This is a genomic window from Pseudidiomarina xizangensis (assembly GCF_052541995.1).
In genome coordinates this window covers 20,674-44,073 of sequence record NZ_JBOBQA010000005.1, presented here as the reverse complement: position 1 = coordinate 44,073, position 23,400 = coordinate 20,674, and the positions used below count along the sequence as shown (strand labels likewise).

Sequence of the window (23,400 nt, the reverse complement as noted above, 5' to 3'; positions counted from 1 at the left end):
ACACAAAGGAGGTAGCCCATTAAACCCAATTGCAGTTAAACTATGCCGTGAACACTTTTTCAATTGAGTTGCTATGCGCCAGTTTTCCATCGTAACCCGTATCGGGATCGCCCTAAGTTTGATGGTTGCTCTGACCGTCGCCACCCTACTTGCGTCCTATTGGTTATCCGAACGTGCTGACCAAGATGCGTTAGCGATCAACAAAGCCGGTTCTTTGCGTATGCAAAGCTATCGTTATGCTGCGCACCACCTTATCGACCCGCAAAATGAGGTTCCCGAAGATTTCGCAACGACCCTGGATACCACCTGGCAACATCCAGTCTTTAATCGCTTGAACCACGGTAATTCAGCACTGAGTAAGCAGTTTCGTGCCGCTCGCCAAAGCTCGCGAGAACTGCTTGAAAGACTTGATGCCGGCAACATTTCGGCATCACAACTCGAGCAAGAATTGATCCCTTTCATGGCGGAACTTAATGATTTGGTCGAAGCGCTACAATATGAGGCGGAATCACGTATCCGCGCCATTCGGCTAATTCAGGTGTTGTCATTATTTAGCACAATAGCGCTTGCTAGTTTTATCGCCTATTGGCTCCGCACTCGCGTGCGACAACCGTTACAGCTCTTGACGCAAACAGCGCGGCGCATTGGTCAAGGTGACTTTACCGCACGAGTTAAGCACCCCTTAGCAGACGAGCTAGGCGTACTCGCCACTACCTTAAATAAGATGAATGATGCCATCGGCTATATGTATGGCAATCTTGAAAAACGTGTCGATGAACAGACTCAAGCTGTCCAGCGTAGCAATACAAAGCTGGAATTTTTATACAACATGGCGCGAAACATTATTGAGCGCTCCCCAGGCTATCAAGACTTCAGTAACATCATCGACGGCCTTAAACATGCCTCACAAATCGATGATCTTGAGCTGTGTTTGATTACGCCTGTAGGTGATAAGCCTTACCTACAAGTACAACCTGAGAATTCTGAAGACGATGCCTGTGCCGGCATTGATTGCGCTGAATGCGTGACCGCTGGAGGTGGTGTCAGTGTGATGGACAACATGCGCGTTTATCGCTACCCACTAGAGCGCGACAACCATTACTATGGCGTGCTTGTGGCACGATGTTCGAGTAGTGAACAACTTGATGAGTGGCAGCAACAATTGCTGCAATCTGTCACAGACCAACTTGCTCTTGCTTTAAGCCTCAAGCAAGAAGAAGATCAAGTGCGCCGGCTGGCGTTAATTCAAGAGCGTACCGTTATTGCGCGTGAGCTACATGACTCGTTGGCACAAGCATTATCGTATTTAAAAATTCAAGTTACCCGGCTTGATAAAGCGATTGCTAAAGACGATAAAGAGGTGATTGAAGATGTCTCGCAAGAATTACGTGAAGGCTTAACCTCTGCTTACCGTCAACTAAGAGAGCTACTAACAACCTTCCGGCTGAAAGTCGATGGCGCAGGGTTGATTAATGCCTTGCAAACAACTCTGAAGCAATTCAGTGAACAATCAGACCTGCAATTCCGGCTCGATTACCAACTGGCAAACGCGCCTTTGGCTCCCCACGAAGAGATTCATTTGTTACAGATAATTCGTGAAGCCTGCCAGAATGCGATTCATCATAGTCAGGGTTCTGAGGTCATCATACGTTTACAAGAAACTGGCCATTACCGCATAAGTTTGTCGATTGAAGACAATGGCGTCGGTATTCCTCAAGAGGCCGAGAAGTGGAACCATTACGGTTTGGCTATTATGCAGGAACGGAGTAAGCACTTAGGCGGTGACATTGAAATTGTCCGGCGACCTGAAGGTGGCACTGGCGTCTATTTTGATTTCCAGCCTGATCATTTGAAAGAACGTCAGGCGCTCGCTGCAAGTAACACTTAAGGATTGAAGTATACGCTGTGGCGCCGCAAGTAAACGGTCGCCACAATTGCAGCACATAGCGCATAGAATATCGCAAACGCAACCAAGGCTAACGATGGTGTTGCAGTATAGCTCTGTACCCCCCACATCAACGGAATATAACCCGCGCCAGCCGTTGCACAAGCTGCCAGCCAACGCAGCGCGATACCGAGCTGATTCGTCGGGAAAAGTACACTAGCCGACCGGTATATGGCGCTGCTGGCTAATGCGGAAACCGCAAACAACACAAAAAATGTAAGTAGAAACAAGAGAAAATAGTGTTCTGGTGCACCGCTGTGATATGCCTTATCGGTTAATACTGATGCGGTTAAACTAGCCACCGCCAGCACCAGAGCGCACACCATAGTGACGCGAGAGCCGCCGTACTGATCGGCAAGCCAACCTCCTAAAGGCCTGGCTACTACACCAATTAACGGCCCTAACCAGGCGTAGGTGAGAGCCTGAGGCGCATAATCGTTGCTCATTACACGAATAAGTTCACCCCCCTGCCATTCACGGCTAAAACCAAACAAAAACTGCAAAATGAGCGGAAACGCCAACGCAAAACCAATAAATGAGCCAAACGCCATAATATAAAGCAAGGTCATCACCCAGGTATGGGGGTTACGCAAAAAATAGCGCCGTGTTGGCTGCTCAGAACGCCACCCATAAGCTCTTGCACGTGGTCGTCGCAGGACATTCACAAGCATTAAGCCTGCCACCACGAATGCGGTAAACCAACCTAAATTACTCAACCATAGATTTTGCTCGGGCCGCACGCTCCCCAATAATGTTCCAATACTGATGGTTGTTTCTGCTGCGCCTTGCGGTGTGGCGAACGGCCCTTGCCAAAGCGCTACAAACGGCGTACCAATTTGCGCAAGAACAATACCAATACCGCCAATACTTGCGGTAACCGCTAAGTCCCACCCCATGCTTTGGTTTGCGGTGACATGTCTGCGCCGTCTTACATAAAGTTGGGCTCCGCCAATTCCGCAGGCAATTGCCAGCAATCGCAACAACACAAGGGAATAATTCCCCGTTGTAAAACAATAGATAAAGCCCAGCGCTGGCAACAGCAAGAGAATCGTTGTTCTGCGAATAAACTGTGGCTGAAGAGCGCGTTCACCAAGCCCGAACCACAGCAATTGGAAACCCGCTGCGGAAAAACCTGTCAACGCCAGCAAACCGAACAGTTCAGCAATCGTGAAGCCAAGATCAAGGGCATACAACAACACCACCAACACGCTCCAGCACATCCAAATGGCAGTGCTGGCAATCACGTGTAGTGCTGTGATTTTATCAACTGTTTCAGTGGCTAGAGCATGAGGCACAATAAACCCTGTTCGCAACTACAATAACTATAGGATCGTCGATGGCACTACCTCACGGCAAGTTTACGAAAGAGTTAAAAAGCAGTTATTAAGAGATATCGCAACTATCACTAGTTAGGTATGTTTTTGTTTTAACATATTGATTTTATTGTATTATTGGTGATTTATTAAATTTCCATCACTGCCCAGTTGACGCGCTGTCAGGTATCGAAGTCATGCGATAGCGCAAGAAGTGTGTAAAAATAGCTAACTATCGAATGAGGAGATTTTTATGTCTGAACTGCGCTCTAGCATTATGCTGGTCGACGACCATCCGTTACTCCGAAAAGGTCTCAAGCAATTAATCTCGCTTGAAGACGATCTCGAGGTCGTTGCTGAATTTAACAATGGCAAAGATGCCATCCCCAAAGCTGTGGAACTTGACCCTGACCTCATTATTTTGGATTTGAATATGCAGGGAATGGACGGTCTTGAAACGCTGAAGCATATGCGCGATGGGGGCGTTACCTCACGAATCGTTATGCTCACAGTTTCCGATGCCGACGAAGATGTTGTCGCTGCGATTACTAATGGTGCTGATGGTTACCTGTTAAAAGACATGGAACCTGAACAACTCATTGAACAAATCAAACGTTCAATTCAGGGGAAAATGGTACTAAGTGAGGTCATTACCGAGGTATTAGCGACAGCCTTGCGGCGTCCAGCTCCGCAGGGAACAGGTAAGCTCGATAGTTTAACCAACCGCGAGCTGGAAATCCTAAAACATATCGCTAAAGGCATGAGCAATAAAGTTATTGCACGTGAACTCGATATTTCCGACGGCACCGTAAAAGTACATGTTAAACACCTGCTTAAAAAATTAGGCCTGCGCTCACGCGTTGAAGCAGCAGTATGGATGGTTAATCAACAAGGTGGTAAGCATGAGTGATCACTGGCTGCCTGTTGCCGATGCTTTAGCTACCATACAGCACCAGATTGAACCTCTACACGAAACCGAAACTGTGCCGCTGCAGGATGCGCTTGATCGTATTATTGCGCGCCCAATACACGCCGAAATCGACGTTCCAGGATATGATAATTCAGCAATGGACGGTTATGCCGTGCGCGCGGCTGAAGCCACTATTGATGCCCCGCTAAAGATCGTCGGTTCAGCCCTTGCTGGGCATCCCTATGCCGGTGAACTAGCACCACAAAGCTGCGTGCGTATTACCACAGGTGCACAAATGCCCGCTGACTGCGATGCCGTTATTATGCAGGAACAGGTTGAGCGCATCGACAGTGCCATCCGCTGCCAAACCAATGTGCACGCCGGTGATAACGTTCGCCCACAGGGCAGCGACATCCATAAAGGTGCTGTTATCCTGACTCAAGGGCAACGTTTAACACCTACTCACATCGGCATACTGGCCTCGCTTGGCTGTGCCAAAATAGAAGTGTTTCGTCGTCTTCGGGTGGCTTTATTTTCAAACGGCGACGAACTAGTGTTGCCGGGAGAAAAACTACAGGCTGACAGTCAGATTTATGACAGCAACCGTTTTACGCTTCATGCCATGCTGCAACGTCTCGGCGCGGAAGTTCTCGACCTTGGCCTGATTGCCGATAACTGTGATGCGCTCGAGCATGCCTTCAGGCAAGCCATGCGTAGCGCCGATGTGATCATAAGTAGTGCAGGAGTATCGGTGGGCGATGCCGATTACACCAAAGAGGTCATGACCAAACTTGGGCAAATCGGTTTTTGGAAAATTGCTATGAAGCCCGGCAAGCCTTTCGCATTCGGACGCCTCGATCAGTCTTGGTTTTGCGGTCTGCCTGGCAACCCAGTCGCCGCGGTGGTAACTATGGTTCAAATCGTGCAACCCATGCTACGGCGTTTAGCAGGCGAACATTTTTCGCCACCCTTGCAATTACAAGCGCGAGCCAGCACCAGTATTAAGAAAAAACCAGGTCGCATGGATTTCCAGCGCGGTCACTTTAATCAACGGGATGGTCAGCTGTGGGCCGAACCCGCAGGCAGTCAAAGTTCTGCCGTGTTAACTTCGGTCGCCCAGGCAAATTGCTTTCTCGTGCTTGAACAAGATCGAGGTACAATTGATGCCGAAGAGATTATCACGATTCAACCATTCGACAGCCTGCTGACGTAGATCAAAGTACCTTCCTTCGGACTACTTCACACTAGCCTTTTCGCAACTTTGGTGTGGAGTCATTCCGATGCGATTTGTTGATCTATTGACGGCAGAACTGAAACAATTTGGCTGCAACGCCATGTTTGGCATTCCGGGCGACTTTATTCTGCCGTTATTGCAGGAATTGCAAAACGGTGGGCAGCTACCGTTTTACAGCCTGAACCATGAACCCAGTGCTGTCTATGCCGCTGATGCAGCAGCGCGCTTTTCGCGCACACCCAGTGCAGCTGTGCTGACTTACGGCGCAGGAGCTCTTAACGCTGTCAACGCAGTCGCACAAGCTTACGTTGAACGCGTTCCACTGATTATTATCGCTGGCTTTCCCGGTCAACGTGAACTGGCGCGCAACATTGCTATTCACCATCAAGCCAAAGACATTGACTCGCAGCGACGCGTTTTTGCCGAAGTCACTGAGTTGCAAGTTCGCCTTGATGATCCTGTTCGCGCCCCGGAACTATTACGTGCGGCGTTACAGTGTTGTCGTGAGCAATCGCGTCCAGTGCTTATTGAAGTACCGCGCGATGCGGTCGATTTTCAATGTCAGCAATTACCGCCTTACACGCCTCTGGCTATGCCATTAATTGAACAACAACAATTACAGGAAACCATTGCAGTCCGTCTGCGCAACGCTAAACGTCCGGTGTTTTTAGTCGGCATCGAAGTCCAACGCTTCGGTGCCGCAGAAGCACTCGAACAGCTTGCGTTGCAATTGAATATACCTATCCTCACTACCTTTCTGGCGCGCGCGGCAATTGCCCCCGATCATCCCTGCTTTCACGGTGCCTTTGTTGATGACGGTAGTTCCTGCGATGAAGCTCAGGCACATCCCTACCAACTGCTGAGCCAAAGCGATTTGATCGTCCACTTTGGCGTGATTGTCAACGACACCAACTTTGCCAGTTATCCAGGTTTTGCCTATGGTGAGAACGTCATGCAGCTGCACCAGGGCACTACGTACCTCTCAGAACAAAGCTTCCAAACTGTGCAGCTCGGGCCACTTTGTGAAACTTTGCTCTGCGCAGATTTACCTCGTCACGAAACCTGGTACTCCAGACAACCTGCGTTGCACTACTCGATTGCAGACTCATGGCGTACCGGGAAGTGGGATGCCACGACCTTGGTTGAACTGATCGACGCAGAGCTTGCCGACCAAGCAGAAATTGTGCCTATTATCAGTGATGTCGGTGATTGCTTATTTGCCTCGCTCCACGCTCATGCTAATCACGTGCTGGCGCCCGCTTACTATGCTTCAATGGGATTTAGCATTCCGGCCGCTTTAGGGGTTCACGTTAGCTCTGGACTACGGTCTGTCGTGCTGGTCGGCGACGGCGCTTTTCTTATGACAGGTTTAGAGCTGTGCCAGCTTAAACAACACGGCGCTAAGCCAATCGTCGTGGTGTTGAATAATCGCCGTTGGGATATGATAGATGCCTTTTCACCCGGCTTAAACTGCGTCGCCTTACCGCCTTGTGATTTGCTTGCAATCGCAAGTGCACAAGGGGCCCTCACACAGGTCGCAACATCGGCAGAAAACTTTCTGGAAGCATTTCAGCAGGCTTGGCAGGACCCTTCTGATATGCATGTTATCGAAGTGCAGTTAGGGCGGCAACGAAGTCCTCGACTACAAGGTTTCGCGCAACGTTTCGTGCAGGGCAGCAGCCTTCAGGTGAGCGACGACGCGAGTTCCACGCTGCAGACCTAAGCGCTGCCAGGACGCTCTTGTGATAAGGGCCAGCAAATACTGCTCGCCGACCGCCAGTTGCACCACTAACTCGGCGGGATGTCGTGCTGGAAAGCTATCCATCACCTCAGCTGAAAGCTGGTTCTGCACACTTGATTCACCAACGAATTCACGCGTCAAACTGACATCCCGGGCAAACACGCGCAATCTAACAGAAGTGCTTGACTGTTGATTTTGCCATTGTGGTTTTGGTAATACCAAGGCTTGTCCAGCAAGCTCCAGTCGCCAGCAGTCCTCTGTGGTCTGCTGCGTCGCGTCATAGTGGGTATCAAGCACGGAAAGTGCCAGTTTTGAGCGTAAGGGTTCGCGTTGTAATTCACTTACGGTAGGGCCGTGACTTGATACTTTACCCTGGCTGAACTGCACCAGCGTGTCACTTACCTGAGCCACATCGCTAAGCTGGTGGCTCACCCAAATAATCGGCAGCTGATGGTGTTCACTTAACTGGCGTAGGTAACTAACAAAATACTCGCGCGCGTCATCATCAAGAGCTGAGAAAGGCTCATCGAGAATCAGCAACTGTGGCTGGGCCAACAGTGCCCGGGCAAATGCAACGCGTTGCTGTTGACCACCTGACAACTGCGCCGGCAACTGTTGCAGTAACGCAGCAAGATCACAAGCAGCGATCACCTCATCCCATTGCAATGATTTACTACCACGCGCTCGCTCCCAGCCGTAGCGCAAGTTATCAGCAACATTTAAGTGCGGAAATAAACTCGGATGTTGCAGCACCAAGCCCACCCGACGTTGGTTTAACGGTAAAAACTCCCGCCGCTGCCAAACAGTCTGGTTAAAGCTAACCTCTGCATCAGCAACCCGTCGCACCCCGGCAAGAACTTCCAAAAAGGTAGTTTTACCACTACCTGAAGGCCCCACTATCGCGGTAATTCCCTGGCTCGGAATACACACATTGACCTCCAGCGAAAAGTGCTGCAATGGCAAGCTGCATTGCACCTTTAAACTCATCGTTCTGACCTCAGTTGCAGCGGAGACTTCGACCAGCGCCCATAAACAATAATCAAGACCAGCATAGCAACAGCAATCATGCCTAACGACAAGGTGTGCGCGGCGCGGTAGTTGAGCGCTTCGGTGTGGTCGTAAATCAATACCGATAACACTTGGGTTTCACCTGGAATGCTGCCGCCAATCATCAAAATGACGCCAAACTCACCAAGGGTATGCGCGAAAACCAAAGTTGCCGCGACCACAAACCCACCTCGGCACAAGGGAAGAACGATGGTACGAAACTGATCCCAACTGCCAGCACCAAGACTTGCCGCAATTTGTAACGGTCGCCGTCCCATCGCGCGAAAAGATTCATGCAACGGCTGCACGGCAAATGGCAGGGAGTAGATAACACTGCCAATAACAATGCCTGTAAAGGTAAAGGCAAAACTATTACTAAGTAACAGCAAGAGATAAAAACCAAGTACTGTGGGTGGCAACACCAGCGGCATGGCCACGATAGCTTGCACCACCGCGCGCCAGCGTGACGAACTAAATGCCAACCACCAAGCAATGGGAGTGCCCAGTAGTAATAGTACCAAGGTTGTGACGCTTGCCAGCTGCAGTGTTAGACCAATGGCTTGCCAATCACTCGCTTGTAACATGGTTTATGTACCCATAGTTAGCAAGTACCTGTTGTGCCGCGTCTTCGAGCAACATCGTATAAAGCAACTGAGCGCCTGATTGCGATCGTGCTGCTAAGGTGAGTACCATTGCCTGTGGCAGAGGCGGAACATCTTGCAGTACGGTATAGTCCGCGCGTGGAACCTGCAGTTGCAGCATCTGACTAAGTGCAACAAAACCAATGGGCACCGCACCAACATAAACGCGGTGCGCAGCCTGTGCGACATTTTCTCCGTACACCATTCGACCGGTGAAGTCAGTCGCGGGAAACTGCTGTTGCAGATAGCTTAACGCTATTTTTCCGTAAGGAGCATGCCGTGGTTGCGCTAAAACCATTCGCTCAGCTTTAGCAATCAGTTCAGTTGCCGGCCCCTGCAGTTGAGGGTGCCATAATACCAGCTGGCCATAACTGAAGCGTGCGGGAGCCGCCAACGTCAATTGCCGTGTGTGCAGTTCATCCAGGTAATCAGGCTCCGCCGCAAGAATCAAAGCGTAGGGAGCCCCATGCTGTACCTGCGCGACGAGTTTCCCCGTTGCGGCGTAGCTAATGTAAACTTGATAATCGGGATGCTGAGTTTCAAACTCAGCAACGATGGTTTCGATAGGTCCCCGCAACGAGGATGCTGCAGCAATATGCACCCTCTCTTTTGCTACCACTAAGGTCGAGAATAGGGCCAGCGTTAGGGCGAAAACACGGTAACTCATACATCACCTTGCCAAGCTTGCACGGCTTCTTTGTCGGAATCTTTGGCGGCGACCCAATAGCTGCGCTCGATGGTATGCTCTTGCTTCCAAAAGGGCGCCTGAGTTTTCAAATAATCCATAATAAACATAGCTGCGGCAAAGGCTGCTTGGCGATGTGGCGCCGCCACTCCAACAAAAACAATTTGCTCATTCAGGGTTAACCGTCCGACGCGGTGGATAAGCGTTACGCGGCCTAACTGCCAGCGGTGTTGGGCTTGTTCAACCAGATCTTCTAAGACTTGCTCGGTCATGCCCGGATAATGCTCAAGCGTCATCGCCTCAAGTTCGGCGTCTTCCAACTCACGTACCAAACCAGCAAAGGTAACCACAGCACCGCAGTTACTGGCTTGTGCCAAACGTTGATATTCCACTGCAACATCAAAGTCAGCCTGTTGTACGCGTATCTCTGGGTTCATGTCAGCCTCCGGTCACCGGTGGGAAGAAAGCTAACTCGTCGCCGCGATTGACCGGTTCTTGTAAGTTGACGAAGGCAAAATTTTTGGCACAAAGAACATCATTTTCGAGTAACTCCCGGCGCCAGGATGGGTGCTTTTCGATTAACCTTGCACGTACTTCAGCAACGGTCTCGCCAGATCGTGCAGCGATTGATATTTCAGCGCATTGTAAGCGTTCGCGTAACGCTGCAAAAAATTTCACTTTAACCATGTTGCGCATGCTCCCGCTGCCAATGACCTTGCTTACCGCCAGTTTTTTCTTGTAACTGAATGCCATTTATTTGCAAATGTGGATCAATCGCCTTGCACATATCATGAATCGTCAGCGCGGCAACGCTTACCGCCGTGAGCGCTTCCATTTCAACACCGGTTACACCCTGAACTGCACAGGTTGCGCTAAGTTCAATCTGCCCCTGCTCTGGCAGTAAGTTAAAATTAACGCTCACTTTGGTCAAAGCTAACGGGTGACATAATGGTAGTAACTCGCTGGTGCGCTTCGCAGCCATGATGCCAGCTATTCTGGACACCGCCAGCACATCGCCTTTTCTAACTGATTGTTCAGCAATTTTTGTCACCACATCAGGTGTAGTTTGCACTGTTGCAACGGCAATTGCCTGACGCGTTGAGGGGGATTTACTTCCGACATCAACCATGTGCGCTGCGCCGGTTTCATCTAAATGGGTAAAACTTTGATTGGCCATGCTGACTCCTTAATTTTTACCGCTTCGCAGTAACCGTCCGACAAAATTGCAGGGGCCCTGCTGACTATCCAGTTGCGGTTGAATTAACTGCTCCCAAGCCAACTGCGCAGCCGACTCAGACCCTGGCACCGCTAAAACTAAAGTGTTGTTTGCCAATCCCGCAAAGGCGCGTGACTGCATCGCAGAGCTGCCTATTTGCTGCCAACTCAATTGACGGAATAACTCACCGAAACCGTCAACCGTTTGATCAAGTAGCGGCGTAATCGCTTCGGGAACTGCATTATGCTCAGCAAAACCAGTGCTACCGTTTAACAGCACGACACTCAATTGCGGCTCTGCAATCCACCGCGAGACGACCGCTCGTACCAAATACTTATCGGTACCTAAGATTTGGCGCTGATACATATGGTGACCCGCTTGAACAATTGCACCTGCAAGCCAGTCGCCGGTAGCGTCACTGGTGGGGGTATGACGGTCAGAAATAGTCGCCAGGGCAATATGCAATGCCTGATGGTTGCTCGCGTTCATCATTGCTCTCCTAAAAACGATAACGCACGCTGCCATTGCTGCGGTGTGTTGGTATTTTGTAGTTGGTAACTGTAAGGCCACTCACGGGCCTGCGCATTCAACCAATTCAGCATGCCCAGCACGGAGCGGTCACCGGTATCATCGCAAAGCTGTAGGGTCAGGTAATCACGTAACGAAGGGGTATTGGGCAGTACGCAAGGCATGCGACTTTTAACGAAGTAACTTGGCGGGCCCTGTTCAAGTAAAAATTGTAATGCCTCACTAGTTAGCATTGGCATATCGATAGGAACCAGCACCAAAGTTTGATGTTTGCAATGCGGTAGGACGCTTAACAGACCGCCTAAAGGCCCCCGATCGGCAATCTTATCAGCGATAAAACCTTCTCCGTTGCGGCTTACAATAATTTGCTCACAGCCTGCCGCGCGCAGAATCGATTGTGTGCGCTCCAGCTGAGTTTGCCCTGCAACTTGTAACAATGCTTTATCCTGCCCCATACGCCGCGAAGCACCACCAGCAACAATAACCCCAGTACTACTCATGCCGTTACCCTCCAATCATTGCCAGATGGCGCGTCGAACCGCTCACGTTATCGAGTAACGCGTGGCTGGCTTTTTTCTCCAGCACAAAGCTTTGCAGCGCACGCTTAAGAGGTTCGGCATCATCGGTTTGCAAGTAGGAACGCATGTCCTGATGATGTTCAGTAAATAAGCACAGGTAAAGTTGACCTAGACTCGACACGCGTAGACGATTGCAGTCGTCACAGAAGTCACGGCTGTATGGCATAATCAAACCAAGCTTGCCTTGATAGTCGGGATGTTTGAACTCTTGCGCCGGGCCCGAGGTAGTGCCTTTTTCGCATAGCGACCACGCGTCGCTTAATAGCTGTTCTTTTATACTTTGCCCACTTATGTGATGCCGTTGGTAATACACCACGTTATCGTTGGTCCGCATTAACTCGATAAAACGCAAGCTCACCGCCCGCTGCCGGATAAACTCCTGGAATTCGGGCAGCGCACCGCCATTGTATCCGCGCAGCAACACGGTATTCACTTTCACTTTCGGTATACCAAGCTCAATGGCTTGATCAATTCCTTCAAGAATGGCGGGCAAACGATTTTGACCTGTCACCAAATGGAATGTGCTGGGGTCGAGGCTATCGACACTAACATTGATCGCATCGACACCTGCTTCACGCCACGCCGGCAAGTCACGTTGCAAACGGTAGCCATTGGTCGTGATGGCAACTTCTTCGATGCCAGGCACAGCCTTGACGGTTTTGATGATTTCGAGCAGGTCTTTACGCAAGCACGGCTCGCCGCCGGTGATACGTACTTTACGCGTGCCCAGTTCGGCAAACGCGGTCACCAACCGGCGAATTTCGGGTACCGTCAACTCGGCTTGTCGCGACGTACAATCCGGGCCATTCGGGAGGCAATAGTCACAACGGAAATTACAATTTTCCGTTACCGACAGCCGCAAATAAGTGAAGCGGCGAGCAAATCGATCCATTAGCATGGTCAACACCTTTCCAAGTACGGGAGGTTGTCTCGTTTCCAAAACAACCCGGTGGTCAATAACCACGGCACACTGGTCATGGCATGCAAGCATGCTTTAGAGCCAGTCGCTCGGCGTGAATGTGCGAATAATACTAGTGGTCTGAAGGCATTATTGTAATTGCCATGAAGAGGGGGGAGTTCTACCCCTAAAGGGTTAGTTTTGCAGCCTGTCGATCTTTCATTTATTGATCCGGGGCAGTGTTTTTTCCCGCCATACGGGTAGAATTTTCGGCCTTTATTGCGCTGCATCAAGTTTAGTAAGTGGCCCTATGTCAAAAACCACCTTTGCTCCCGAATTACTCTCGCCCGCAGGCAGTTTAGACGCCATGCGAATGGCGTTCGCCTATGGCGCGGATGCTGTCTACGCTGGTCAACCCCGGTACAGCCTGCGCGTGCGCAACAACAGTTTCGATTTAGCTAACTTAGCAATTGGCATCGACGAAGCTCACGCGCAACACAAAAAGTTTTATGTGGTGGTGAATATTGCTCCGCATAACGCCAAGCTCAAAACCTTTATTGCCGACATGACGCCGGTCATAGCACTCAAACCTGATGCCTTGATTGTTTCTGATCCCGGCATTGTGATGTTGTTACGCGAACACTATCCCGAGCAATCGTTACACCTGTCCGTGCAAGCCAACACCATCAATTGGGCGGCAGTGAAGTTTTGGCAAACACAAGGAATTAGCCGGGTCATCTTATCGCGCGAACTAGAAGTAAAAGAGATTGCGGAAATTCGCCAACACTGTCCGGATATGGAGCTTGAGGTGTTTGTTCATGGCGCACTTTGCATGGCCTACTCCGGCCGCTGCTTGCTGTCTGGCTACATCAACAAACGCGATCCAAACCAAGGAGCATGCACCAACGCCTGCCGCTGGCCCTATCAGGTTCATGATGCCGAGGAGGACGCGGTCGGCCAATTCCAACCTATTGACCGTCCAGTGTTACTTGAGGAACCGCAACGACCTGGCGAACTGATGTTAATGGATGAAGATATTCATGGCACCTACATCATGAACTCGAAAGATTTGCGTGGCGTGGAGCATGTCGCAGCTTTAGCTCAAATGGGTATCCATTCGTTAAAAATTGAGGGGCGTACCAAGTCTCCCTATTACGTCGCCCGTACCGCCCAGGTTTATCGTCAGGCTATTGACGATGCGGTTGCCGGCCGTCCGTTTAATCCGCAATTGCTGGCCGACCTCGATGGCATGGCCAATCGCGGCTTTACTGAAGGATTTTTACGGCGCCATGTGCCAAGTGACTTGCAGAATTACCAGACCAGTCACAGTCAGGGTGAGCAGCTCTTGGTCGGCGCAGTCATCGGCAGTGCGGGAAGCAGCGCTTTAGTCGATGTAAAAAATGCATTTTCCAGCGGTGATACTTTGGTGCTGATGAAGCCATCGGGCAATGTTCGCTTTGCCGCCGGCCAACTCTACAACCAAGCTGGCAACGCCGTCGACCGTGCCCCCGGTTCAGGCCATCAAGTCGCACTGCGACTACCCTGCGCTCTGGCATCAGGTGACCAAGCCCACACCATGCTGATTAAAGAATTACCACCCGCTCCGGCAACCATTGCCATCAAGGAGGTTAGTCATGCCAGTTGTAATTGATAGTGATTGCATCAACTGTGATATGTGTGTGCCAGAATGCCCAAACGAGGCCATCATCATGGGTGCAGCACATTATGTGGTCGACATCGAAAAGTGTACCGAATGTGAAGGATTCTACGCTGACCCCGCCTGTATTCCCGTATGCCCCGTCGATTGCATGACCTTAGTCGCAGACACCAGTACTTAACTGGCAATTTGTGCCGCTGTCTGCCGGCACACCTGTTGCAACCAACGCAGCGGTACATTGTCACCATGGCTGCGTGGATAAGCCATGCCAATGGTTCGCTCCAACGTAAGTTCGGCAATTGGCCGCAACACCACATCGTGACGTTCATGCAAGGACTCCAGATCAGGCACCAGTGCACAGCCCACACCGGCAGAAACCAGTCCTAATGCGTACTCGATGGTATGGATATCAGCACGAATATCCGGCTGGATACCTTGACGAATCAGTTCCGGATAAAAACTCGACCAAGCTTCACATGGGGTACGCTTAATCAGAGCTTCACCCTGCATCTGCGGTAAAGAAAGCTCACTTTGCAACGCCAATGGGTGACCAGCAGGTAACGCGAGGACAAAACGATCGTGCCAGATCGGCAGGAACTGTTCACCAGCTTTCAGCATCCGCGGTGAAATAATGCGTGCATCGGCTTCTTCATCAGGTTCCACCAGATGCAACTCCAGCCCCTCCACACCAGCAGTGAAGTCACGCAGCAACTGACTCATGCGCTCAACCCCCAGAGCGCGAATTAAGCCAAGCCGGAATTGCACCCGCGTCACACTATGCCGAAATGAAGCTTTCAGCGACTGCATCTGACTCAGCATTCGTCCGGCATGACCGTACAAGCGCTCACCATCCTCCGTTGGGGTAACCCCTCTGGACTGTCGGATGAAAAGCTTCACCCGTAACTCGTCTTCAAGTTGCTGTAAGGCTTTCGATAAGCTCGGCTGCGCCACTGCACAGGCGCGGGCCGCAGCACTAATACTACCTTGCTCGTAAACTGCGACGAAATATTGAAGCTGACGTAAATCCATAGTTTTAAACTATACCTGTTCTAATTTTAATATAATTTAACTTTATGTCATTTCAGCGTAAAGTGGCAAAACAGAAAAACACAAATGCGTTGGTCGCCGTTCGCTGTTGGCTGTTCGTTTTAAACAAACAGCCAACAGCGAATAGCGAACATCGAACAACGAACAACGAGGTTATGTAATGGCACGTTTTCCTTTTGACTGGCAAGACCCTTTTCAACTCAACGACATGCTCACTGAAGAAGAGCGCATGATTCGTGATACCGCCCACCAGTACTGCCAAGAAAAGCTGATGCCGCGGGTGCTGACAGCAAACCGCGAGGAGCGCTTTGACCGCGAGATCATGACTGAACTTGGTGAACTGGGCTTGCTCGGTGCCACTTTACCGGAAAAATACGGCTGTGCCGAAGTCAATCACGTTTGCTACGGTCTGATTGCACGCGAAGTTGAGCGTGTCGATAGTGGTTACCGCAGCGCCATGAGCGTGCAATCTTCACTGGTTATGCATCCCATTCATGCCTACGGCAACGAGGAGCAGCGACAAAAATACCTGCCCAAACTCGCCAGTGGTGAATGGGTCGGCTGTTTCGGGTTGACCGAACCTGACGCCGGGTCGGACCCCGGAGCGATGCGTACCACAGCCAAGAAAGTCGAGGGCGGTTATGTTATCAAAGGCACTAAAATGTGGATCACCAACTCGCCGATCGCTGACGTATTTGTGGTGTGGGGAAAACTCGACGGTGACATCCGTGGCTTCATTTTGGAAAAAGGTATGAAGGGTCTTTCGGCACCTAAAATTGACGGTAAGTTCTCGCTGCGAGCGTCAATTACTGGCGAAATTGTCATGGATAACGTTGAAGTGCCCGAGTCTGCCCTATTACCTAATGTAAGCGGTCTTAAAGGTCCGTTCGGGTGCTTGAATAAAGCGCGCTACGGTATCGGTTGGGGCGCCCTTGGCGCTGCTGAGTTTTGTTGGCATGCGGCGCGTCAGTACACCCTAGATCGTAAGCAATTTGATCGGCCATTAGCGGCCACGCAACTGGTACAAAAAAAGCTGGCAGATATGCAAACTGAAATCAGCATCGGGTTACTTGCTTGTCTGCAGGCAGGTCGTCTCATGGATGCCGACCAGCTACCGCCAGAAACCATTTCACTGATTAAACGTAACTCATGTGGTAAAGCTCTCGATATCGCCCGGGCCGCACGCGACATGCACGGGGGTAACGGTATTGCTGACGAGTATCACGTGATTCGTCACGTGATGAATCTTGAAGCGGTAAATACCTATGAAGGTACACACGATGTGCACGCACTGATTTTGGGGCGTGCGCAAACGGGTATACAAGCTTTTAGCTGTTAATTTTTCCAGCAACGCAAATCTACGGAGGCGTTTATGGCTGCAGCAATGCACCCATGGCTGGGCGAATTTATCCAGCGTATTGAACGACAACAATTACCGCACGCGCAAGCCGCTGGCGGTGTACTTAGCGATGCAGATTTAGTCGAACTTTTTGATTCGCAGCTCGCCAGTCGCTTACTCGATTTACAGTCACGGTTAATGCAGGCGGCGGGACAAAGCTTTTACACCATCGGCAGCTCAGGTCATGAAGCCAATGCCGCAGTAGCAAAAGCACTGAGAGTCACGGATCCGGCATTTTTGCATTATCGTAGTGGGGCATTTTTCTTACAGCGGGCGAAACAAAAACCTGGCACCACGCCCTTGTATGAAATGCTCCTGAGCTTTGCCGCCTCCAGCGATGACCCCATATCTGGTGGCCGTCACAAAGTTCTTGGCAGCCTCGAGCTGAACGTACCACCGCAAACCAGCACCATAGCTTCGCATGTGCCTAAGGCCATGGGCACCGCATTTGCCATCGGTCTTTCTAAGCGCTTGCAACATCAAGGAACCTGGCCCCATGACGCCATTGCCATGTGTAGCTTCGGCGATGCTTCGGCCAACCATTCTACCGCGCTAGGTGCCATCAACTCCGCCAGTTGGGCAGCGTATCAACAGATCCCAATGCCACTCCTATTGGTTTGTGAAGACAATGGTCTGGGTATCTCAACCCATACCCCGCAAGGTTGGATTCAACAGCAGTTGAGCCAACGCCCGGCGCTCAAGTACTTTTTCGCCGATGGTAGCAACCTGGCAGAAACCTATTTGGTTGCGCAGCAAGCGGCTGACTACGTGCGCCAGAAACGCAAACCTGCAGTGCTGCATTTGCGTACTATCCGTTTATTTGGGCACGCCGGTGCAGATGCCGAGGTGGCTTATCGCAATAAGCAAGAAATCAGCCGTGATGCCGAACGCGATCCACTGCTTCACTGTTGCGCTGCGCTCATTGCGCGTGGCCTGTTTGATCACGACACGCTGGTTGCCCATATTCACCAGCAACAGCAACGCATGGCGCGTATCGCTCAACATGCAGCTCAACAACCGAAGCTCACCAACGCCGAAGATGTCATGCGCTCCATCGTGCCGCCGCAAAATGACCCAACTACATTGCCTGTGCGACCTGATGATTCCCAGCGCCAGCAATTGTTTAAGTGGGACAAGCACAATGTCGGCAAACCTCAGCATTTGGCAAAACTTTTAAACTGGTCGCTACATGATTTAATGGCGCAATATGGCAACATCGTCATGTGTGGCGAAGATATCGCCAAAAAAGGTGGCGTCTATCACGTCACTCAGCACCTAATGGAAGCCTTTGGCCCGAATCGCGTGCTCAACACTGTGCTCGACGAGCAAAGTATACTTGGCCTGGCGATTGGTATGGCCCAGCAAGGCTTCATTGCCATGCCAGAAATTCAGTTTTTGGCTTATGTACATAACGCCGAAGACCAAATTCGAGGCGAAGCTGCGACACTGTCATTTTTCTCTAACGGGCAGTACACCAACCCGATGGTTATCCGCATTGCCGGGCTGGCTTATCAGCGCGGCTTCGGTGGGCATTTCCACAATGACAACTCCTTCGCAGTGTTCCGTGACATTCCGGGCGTGATTGTCCTCTGTCCGTCAAATGGTGCCGACGGCGCACTGCTGATGCGCCAAGCGGTTCGCCTTGCTGCAGTCGAGCAACGCATAGTGATTATGCTCGAACCTATTGCACTGTATATGGCGCGCGATCTGCATCAAGAAGGTGATGCCGGTTGGTTGTGTCAGTATCCTGACGTCGACGCACCAATTCCAGAACTTGGCGAACCGGCGGTGCATGGTGATGGCGAAGAATTGGCGATCATTTCGTACGGCAATGGCTATTATTTAAGCCGACAAGCCGAAAAGCAGCTTGCTGCTGCTGGCCATAAGGTGCGGGTGATCGATATTCGCTGCTTAGTGCCACTGCATGTCGATAAAATAGTAGCGGCTCTTGGTCAATGTAAAAATCTACTTGTGGTTGATGAATGTCGTCGGCGTGGCTCGCTAAGCGAGGAACTTATAACGTGCTTGCATGAAGATTACAGTGGCCGCTTCACTACCCAACGGCTGACTGCTGAAGATAGCTTCATTCCCCTAGGTAAAGCCGCTTACACCGTCTTACCATCGTTTAATGGGATCACCGAAAAAGCTCTGAAGATGCTCAGTGGAGGTCAATCATGAAGAAAACCGCATTAGTGATCTGCCCCGGCCGCGGCACTTACAACAAACCTGAGTTAGGCTCTATTTCGGCGAATATAGCTGCATCTTCACCGAAGTTGCGTGCTAGTTTGCAAGCGATACTGAACGCCATCGATGCTGAACGCGAGACCCTAGGGCTTGCTACGGTAAGCGAACTCGATCAAGCCAAGCTATTTAAAACATCATTACATCAACGCCCGGAGAACGCCGCCGCGCTCATCTACGCTGCTGGCTATCTGGATTTCTTGAGTATTGATCGCGAGCAGTATGATGTGGTTGCCATTACTGGTAACTCAATGGGCTGGTACACCGCTATGGCCTGCGCGCAGGCCTGGTCACTCGACACCAGTATACGTTTAGTCACCAGCATGGCGCAGTTAACTGCGGGCGGCGCCGGAGCGCAATTTATCTATCCTATCGTCGATAGCGAATGGCGTCCTGATGCCCAACGCATCGCCCTGGTAGAAGAGCAAATCGCCGCCCATCCTGGCGCGCTTATGCGCTCGATAAACTATGGTGGTTACGCCGTCTTAGCCGGTACTGAAGCAGCCTGTAATGCCGCGGTCAAAGCCCTGCCGACCGCAGATGAGCGCTTCCCTATGGTGCTGCCAGGACATGCTGCTTTTCATACCAACATCATGACTGAGGCCGCTGACGAAGCACAAGAAAGCTGGCCTGCCGCAGCATTTCAAGCGCCGCAAACACCTTTGGTTGATGGCCGTGGCTATCAATGGTTAACGCCCACCACCGATATACGCGCGCTACAGCGCTACACCCTTGGCCATCAGGTTACGCAAACCTATGACTTCAGCAAAGCTGTGCAAGTGGCAGTTAAGGAACACGCGCCCGACCATATTATTTTGTTAGGTCCGGGCAGTGGTCTGGGTGGCGCTGTTGCACAAGCTCTGATCGCCATCGGCTGGCAGGGTTTGACAGATAAAACCAGCTTTACTGAGCAGCAGAAAACAGCGCAACCTTACGTGCTTAGTATGGGCCTGTCTGAACAGCGTGCTCTGGTGACAGCTGTGCAAACCTAATGGATGCCGCGCGTAGGCAAGTTTTGCCGCGCGCGGTTAAATCCGTCATAAACTGAAACTGCTGCCGTGGGTCAATGGGATATGCCTTAAGTCGGTAATGTGTACCCCAAGGCTCTTCTTTAGCGATCACCAGTATCGGCTTGGCGAGCTGCACATAAGGACTGGTCAAGGCAACATCTTCCAACAAGTGTTTTACACGATTAGCGTCGTGTTCCGGATGCAGATAAAAATCAACCACACACATTAAACTGGGACCGCCATTATTGGCGTTAAAAATCAAACTGGTCCACAGCTTGAGGTGAGGAATGAAGACGATCGTATCATCGGGAGTTACGATCTCGACTGCGCGCATGCCAATATGCTTGACCTCGCCGTAGGTACCTTCCACTTCAATCCAGTCACCAGGGCGGTAAGGTAACTCGTAAACTGCCACGATACCGGCAATTAAACTGCTCACATAGTCCTTCAGCGCGAAACCTATGGCTAAGCCTGCCACGCCCAGAATCGCAATCATATTTTGCATGCTGGGGTTAATAACCATCGGCACAACCCACAAAAACGCAATGATAAACACAATCACACGAATCGTCGGCACCATCGCCAGAACAAACAGACGCTGCTTGCCATGCAAATGCGCTGCAAGCCATGGCAGCACGCGCTGGCTGGCGAGTACAATCGCTGTTGCTACGACAAAGACTAAGCCGATTTCAATCAATACGGCACTGGTGATTTCTTTAAACAGACCGAGAATTTTTTCTGTATTCACGCTTAGACCTCGCTAAAACTCGTCAAGCCAATAGCCGCGCGCAGCCAGAAACTCGCGAGCCTCAATATAGGCATACACTGTTAGTCGCCAAATTTTGTCGTCATCGGGCTCGATCACACCATTCTGTTGTAACCGCAGTAACTGCACATCAAGCTGTTCAGGCGCCAGCATAGGTAGCACCCGTTGCAAATTTTCACCGCGTAATCCGTGATGCAATAACAAGCTGTACAAAATAAAGGCCGTTGCATCGTCAGCTTCACCAGGCAGTCGCGGGAAGCTGCGCTCTTCGTCCTGTTCTACCGCCCATAAAGCCAATGCAACGCCAAGGTTACCGCGCGCTCGGGCAGCAAGTTTGCGAAGTCGTTTTTCACTGCAATGAATACCGGTTTGATTAAATAACTCTGGCGTAGCTGCAGCGAAACAGTAGCAGTGAGGCAGACTCAATGGCCAGGCCCGCTTGAGAAACGCAAAGGTCCAACTATCAACGACTACCACTCCGGAACCTAATTCACCGCGCAATAATCGCGGTAATAAAGCTCGCATAAACTGCATGTGATCAGTGGTACGCAGCCAAAAAGAAGAAAACTCATCCAACAGCCAGCGCTCACAACTTTGGTGTTCCCACCAAACATTGGTATCGGCATTTTTCATCTGTTCAGTGGTCGGGGGTTCAAGTTGCTGATACCCATGTTGCTTCGCCCATTCGCGTAAAATGGCGCCGCTACCGCTAAATGGTGGACTTACTACAAATCGAACCGCTGGCGGCTCATCGTTGTCTTGCCAAGCAGCGTTCACCGCCGCGACCGCAGGTTCTAACGCAAACTCACGATAATGCGGGAAGTCTTGTTCGTCGGGATTAACATTGTCATCTACTTCGGCAATAAACAGTTTGCGTACATGGGACCATGCTCGCTGAATCACCGTACTTGCCGGGGCGGCAGGGCGTTCAAACTCATTTAGCGGAATCAGTTGCCAATGGTTATTATCGGCCATAAAGTTAAGCCATCCTTAAGTCTGATCTTGTATTACACTGTACACCATCTGGCTGAAACGAAAAGAGAATCCATGAAACCGCCACAAAAGGGATTAATGCGCATTGTCCGCGCGACCGGCAACTCGTTACGCGGGTTACGTTTCGCACTGCAGTCCGAAGCGGCCGTTCGACAAGACTGCCTGCTTGCCGTGGTGCTGATTCCCTTAGCACTTTGGTTCGGCGACACCGGTGTTGAACGCGCAGTACTCATACTGCCAGTACTACTCTTGCTAATTGTAGAGTTGTTGAACTCCGCCATTGAGGCCACCGTGGATAGAATCAGTCCCGAGCTCCATGAGCTCAGCGGCAAGGCGAAAGATATCGCTTCCACCGCTGTCATGTTTTCGCTGATTAGCATCGCCGCGACCTGGTTACTGGTGTTGCTTACTTAGTGCCTTGCGTGACAAAGATATAACTCTTCGGTTATAGCTCATCGCCCAAATAGCGGTTCACTGACTGGCGCCATTCAGCACTGCGAATGTAGCGCAGTAAGGCGCGGTTAATTGCCTCTCGTTCAGCAGCTTGTGGTGGTAAGACTAAAGCGTAATCCTGCGGCGCAAATACATCTTTAAGCACAGTTAATCCGGCGAAATCTTTACGTAGTTGATATTTCAGCAGTGGCGCATCGTAAACCACGGCATCGGCCTTACCCGTTTGTATACTCCGTAAAGCGGTCGCTAAATCAGGGTACTGTTGATAGCCTAAGTTTTCGCGCTCCAACCAAGAAGCGCTATAGGAAGCAGGTACGCTGGCCACACGCACATTGGCTAAATCATCTTTACCCTGTACTAGCGCCGACAACCGATTCACGGTTAGCGCTGAAGTGATTGAAGCGGTAAAACTAGAAATAATGACCACACTGGTAAACATCCAAATCAACGCAACCAAACGTCCGGCGTTGGTGCGCGGTGACTTATCACCGTAACCGACGGTCGTCATAGTGACCGCAGCCCACCAAAACCCAGCACCAATCCCCTGTAATTTACTGCTCTTAAATTCGTCAGGATTATGACGCCGCTCCGCTAACCAAACCAAGCCACCGGCGACCAGCAGAATAACGATTAACACCAACACCACCGTCAAAAAGTCTAAACTGAAAAACCGCTTGGTAAGGGTCCACCAGCCGGGCTCAGCAGCCGCAGGGACAGCAATAGCAAGACCTGCATTATAGAACGGCAACGTGAAGTCAATCCGTCGCTCACGATCCGCGGTGACCGAAATAGCGCCTAACCCGACAGCATAATCGCCCGCGACCACACCCTCGAACAACTGCTCCAAACCCGCTTCCTGATAATTAAATTCATAATTATTGACGTCAGCAATGTGTTCCCACAACTCTATAGTCAAACCATGGTAGTAGCCATTTGCATCTTTCATCACGAATGGCGGGCTCACCCGAACCCCGACTTGCATTACTTCTGACGTTGCTGCGGACACAGGTGTTTGTGCCAAGGTCAGCACTGGCCATAGTAAAACCACTATGGCGAGCAACATCTTCAACTGAGTTTTCATTGGAATTCCTTGTTTTT

At 50.9% G+C, this 23,400-nt stretch carries 24 protein-coding genes and 1 riboswitch; of the genes, 10 read left to right on the top strand and 14 right to left on the bottom strand.

Annotated features, from left to right (window positions below; translation table 11 throughout):
• Nucleotides 1-73 precede the first annotated feature (73 nt).
• Entirely contained in the window at nucleotides 74-1,888 is a 1,815-nt protein-coding gene (locus tag ACQ5ES_RS10590; RefSeq protein WP_445016634.1) for an ATP-binding protein, read from the top strand.
• On the opposite strand, the gene ACQ5ES_RS10585 is transcribed toward ACQ5ES_RS10590, so the two are convergent.
• A complete protein-coding gene (locus ACQ5ES_RS10585) occupies nucleotides 1,885-3,240 on the bottom strand; it encodes an MFS transporter (protein ID WP_445016632.1) in 1,356 nt (451 codons plus the stop codon). The genes ACQ5ES_RS10590 and ACQ5ES_RS10585 overlap by 4 nt on opposite strands.
• A gap of 271 nt (nucleotides 3,241-3,511) precedes the next feature.
• Here ACQ5ES_RS10585 and narL point away from each other — a divergent pair, with 271 nt between their 5' ends.
• From narL to ACQ5ES_RS10570, 3 genes are all read left to right on the top strand, one after another.
• Entirely contained in the window at nucleotides 3,512-4,168 is a 657-nt protein-coding gene (narL, locus tag ACQ5ES_RS10580) for a two-component system response regulator NarL (protein ID WP_445016630.1), read from the top strand.
• Entirely contained in the window at nucleotides 4,161-5,381 is a 1,221-nt protein-coding gene (moeA, locus tag ACQ5ES_RS10575) for a molybdopterin molybdotransferase MoeA (RefSeq protein ID WP_445016628.1), read from the top strand. Before narL ends, moeA begins: the two co-directional genes overlap by 8 nt.
• 67 nt (nucleotides 5,382-5,448) lie before the next feature.
• Nucleotides 5,449-7,125 carry a thiamine pyrophosphate-binding protein gene (locus ACQ5ES_RS10570; RefSeq protein WP_445016626.1) on the top strand — a complete coding sequence of 559 codons (1,677 nt, stop codon included), beginning with the start codon at nucleotides 5,449-5,451 and terminating at the stop codon, nucleotides 7,123-7,125.
• Here ACQ5ES_RS10570 and modC read toward each other — a convergent pair.
• The 9 genes from modC to moaA all read right to left on the bottom strand — a co-directional run bounded on the left by modC (nucleotide 7,045) and on the right by moaA (nucleotide 12,736).
• On the bottom strand, nucleotides 7,045-8,130 hold the full coding sequence (gene modC, locus ACQ5ES_RS10565; RefSeq protein WP_445016624.1) for a molybdenum ABC transporter ATP-binding protein: 1,086 nt from the start codon (nucleotides 8,128-8,130) through the stop codon (nucleotides 7,045-7,047). The two genes, ACQ5ES_RS10570 and modC, sit on opposite strands and share 81 nt — an antisense overlap.
• Nucleotides 8,127-8,774 (bottom strand): molybdate ABC transporter permease subunit, encoded by a 648-nt coding sequence (gene modB / locus ACQ5ES_RS10560; protein ID WP_445016622.1) that lies wholly within the window; start codon nucleotides 8,772-8,774, stop codon nucleotides 8,127-8,129. Before modB ends, modC begins: the two co-directional genes overlap by 4 nt.
• Nucleotides 8,758-9,498 (bottom strand): molybdate ABC transporter substrate-binding protein, encoded by a 741-nt coding sequence (gene modA / locus ACQ5ES_RS10555; RefSeq protein WP_445016620.1) that lies wholly within the window; start codon nucleotides 9,496-9,498, stop codon nucleotides 8,758-8,760. The genes modB and modA overlap by 17 nt, the downstream gene beginning before the upstream one ends.
• The gene (moaE, locus tag ACQ5ES_RS10550; protein ID WP_445016618.1) at nucleotides 9,495-9,953 is read right to left on the bottom strand and encodes a molybdopterin synthase catalytic subunit MoaE; all 459 of its coding nucleotides are present in this window, start codon (nucleotides 9,951-9,953) and stop codon (nucleotides 9,495-9,497) included. The genes modA and moaE overlap by 4 nt, the downstream gene beginning before the upstream one ends.
• Nucleotide 9,954: 1 nt before the next feature.
• Nucleotides 9,955-10,203: a MoaD/ThiS family protein gene (locus tag ACQ5ES_RS10545; RefSeq protein WP_445016616.1), complete on the bottom strand. Its 249-nt coding sequence runs from the start codon at nucleotides 10,201-10,203 to the stop codon at nucleotides 9,955-9,957.
• Nucleotides 10,196-10,693, bottom strand: coding sequence for a cyclic pyranopterin monophosphate synthase MoaC (gene moaC / locus ACQ5ES_RS10540; protein WP_445016614.1), 498 nt, complete (start codon nucleotides 10,691-10,693; stop codon nucleotides 10,196-10,198). The genes ACQ5ES_RS10545 and moaC overlap by 8 nt, the downstream gene beginning before the upstream one ends.
• Before the next feature lie 9 nt (nucleotides 10,694-10,702).
• Nucleotides 10,703-11,224 (bottom strand): molybdopterin-binding protein, encoded by a 522-nt coding sequence (locus ACQ5ES_RS10535; RefSeq protein ID WP_445016612.1) that lies wholly within the window; start codon nucleotides 11,222-11,224, stop codon nucleotides 10,703-10,705.
• Nucleotides 11,221-11,760 (bottom strand): molybdenum cofactor guanylyltransferase, encoded by a 540-nt coding sequence (gene mobA / locus ACQ5ES_RS10530; RefSeq protein ID WP_445016610.1) that lies wholly within the window; start codon nucleotides 11,758-11,760, stop codon nucleotides 11,221-11,223. The genes ACQ5ES_RS10535 and mobA overlap by 4 nt, the downstream gene beginning before the upstream one ends.
• A 4-nt stretch (nucleotides 11,761-11,764) precedes the next feature.
• Complete coding sequence (gene moaA / locus ACQ5ES_RS10525; RefSeq protein WP_445016608.1) at nucleotides 11,765-12,736, bottom strand: GTP 3',8-cyclase MoaA; 972 nt, start codon at nucleotides 12,734-12,736, stop codon at nucleotides 11,765-11,767.
• Nucleotides 12,726-12,864, bottom strand: a riboswitch (molybdenum cofactor riboswitch). Its footprint overlaps the gene before it by 11 nt.
• Nucleotides 12,865-13,046: 182 nt before the next feature.
• Here moaA and trhP point away from each other — a divergent pair.
• Nucleotides 13,047-14,387, top strand: a complete 1,341-nt coding sequence (gene trhP, locus ACQ5ES_RS10520) for a prephenate-dependent tRNA uridine(34) hydroxylase TrhP (RefSeq protein ID WP_445016606.1) — start codon at nucleotides 13,047-13,049, stop codon at nucleotides 14,385-14,387.
• On the top strand, nucleotides 14,371-14,574 hold the full coding sequence (locus ACQ5ES_RS10515) for a 4Fe-4S binding protein (protein ID WP_445016604.1): 204 nt from the start codon (nucleotides 14,371-14,373) through the stop codon (nucleotides 14,572-14,574). Before trhP ends, ACQ5ES_RS10515 begins: the two co-directional genes overlap by 17 nt.
• Here ACQ5ES_RS10515 and ACQ5ES_RS10510 read toward each other — a convergent pair.
• Nucleotides 14,571-15,422: a LysR family transcriptional regulator gene (locus ACQ5ES_RS10510; RefSeq protein ID WP_445016602.1), complete on the bottom strand. Its 852-nt coding sequence runs from the start codon at nucleotides 15,420-15,422 to the stop codon at nucleotides 14,571-14,573. The two genes, ACQ5ES_RS10515 and ACQ5ES_RS10510, sit on opposite strands and share 4 nt — an antisense overlap.
• Before the next feature lie 178 nt (nucleotides 15,423-15,600).
• Here ACQ5ES_RS10510 and ACQ5ES_RS10505 point away from each other — a divergent pair, with 178 nt between their 5' ends.
• The 3 genes from ACQ5ES_RS10505 to ACQ5ES_RS10495 are packed head-to-tail and all read left to right on the top strand — an operon-like array spanning nucleotide 15,601 to nucleotide 20,072.
• A complete protein-coding gene (locus ACQ5ES_RS10505) occupies nucleotides 15,601-16,779 on the top strand; it encodes an acyl-CoA dehydrogenase (protein WP_445016600.1) in 1,179 nt (392 codons plus the stop codon).
• A gap of 33 nt (nucleotides 16,780-16,812) precedes the next feature.
• On the top strand, nucleotides 16,813-19,017 hold the full coding sequence (locus ACQ5ES_RS10500; RefSeq protein WP_445016598.1) for a thiamine pyrophosphate-dependent enzyme: 2,205 nt from the start codon (nucleotides 16,813-16,815) through the stop codon (nucleotides 19,015-19,017).
• A complete protein-coding gene (locus tag ACQ5ES_RS10495; RefSeq protein ID WP_445016596.1) occupies nucleotides 19,014-20,072 on the top strand; it encodes a malonyl CoA-ACP transacylase in 1,059 nt (352 codons plus the stop codon). Before ACQ5ES_RS10500 ends, ACQ5ES_RS10495 begins: the two co-directional genes overlap by 4 nt.
• Here the strand turns inward: ACQ5ES_RS10495 and ACQ5ES_RS10490 are convergent.
• Nucleotides 20,020-20,838 carry a mechanosensitive ion channel family protein gene (locus ACQ5ES_RS10490; protein WP_445016594.1) on the bottom strand — a complete coding sequence of 273 codons (819 nt, stop codon included), beginning with the start codon at nucleotides 20,836-20,838 and terminating at the stop codon, nucleotides 20,020-20,022. The two genes, ACQ5ES_RS10495 and ACQ5ES_RS10490, sit on opposite strands and share 53 nt — an antisense overlap.
• A gap of 12 nt (nucleotides 20,839-20,850) precedes the next feature.
• A complete protein-coding gene (locus tag ACQ5ES_RS10485; protein WP_445016592.1) occupies nucleotides 20,851-21,831 on the bottom strand; it encodes a hypothetical protein in 981 nt (326 codons plus the stop codon).
• Between the two features lie 72 nt (nucleotides 21,832-21,903).
• Here ACQ5ES_RS10485 and ACQ5ES_RS10480 point away from each other — a divergent pair, with 72 nt between their 5' ends.
• Entirely contained in the window at nucleotides 21,904-22,263 is a 360-nt protein-coding gene (locus ACQ5ES_RS10480; protein ID WP_445016590.1) for a diacylglycerol kinase, read from the top strand.
• A gap of 31 nt (nucleotides 22,264-22,294) precedes the next feature.
• On the opposite strand, the gene ACQ5ES_RS10475 is transcribed toward ACQ5ES_RS10480, so the two are convergent.
• On the bottom strand, nucleotides 22,295-23,383 hold the full coding sequence (locus tag ACQ5ES_RS10475) for a transporter substrate-binding domain-containing protein (RefSeq protein ID WP_445016588.1): 1,089 nt from the start codon (nucleotides 23,381-23,383) through the stop codon (nucleotides 22,295-22,297).
• Nucleotides 23,384-23,400 lie beyond the last annotated feature (17 nt).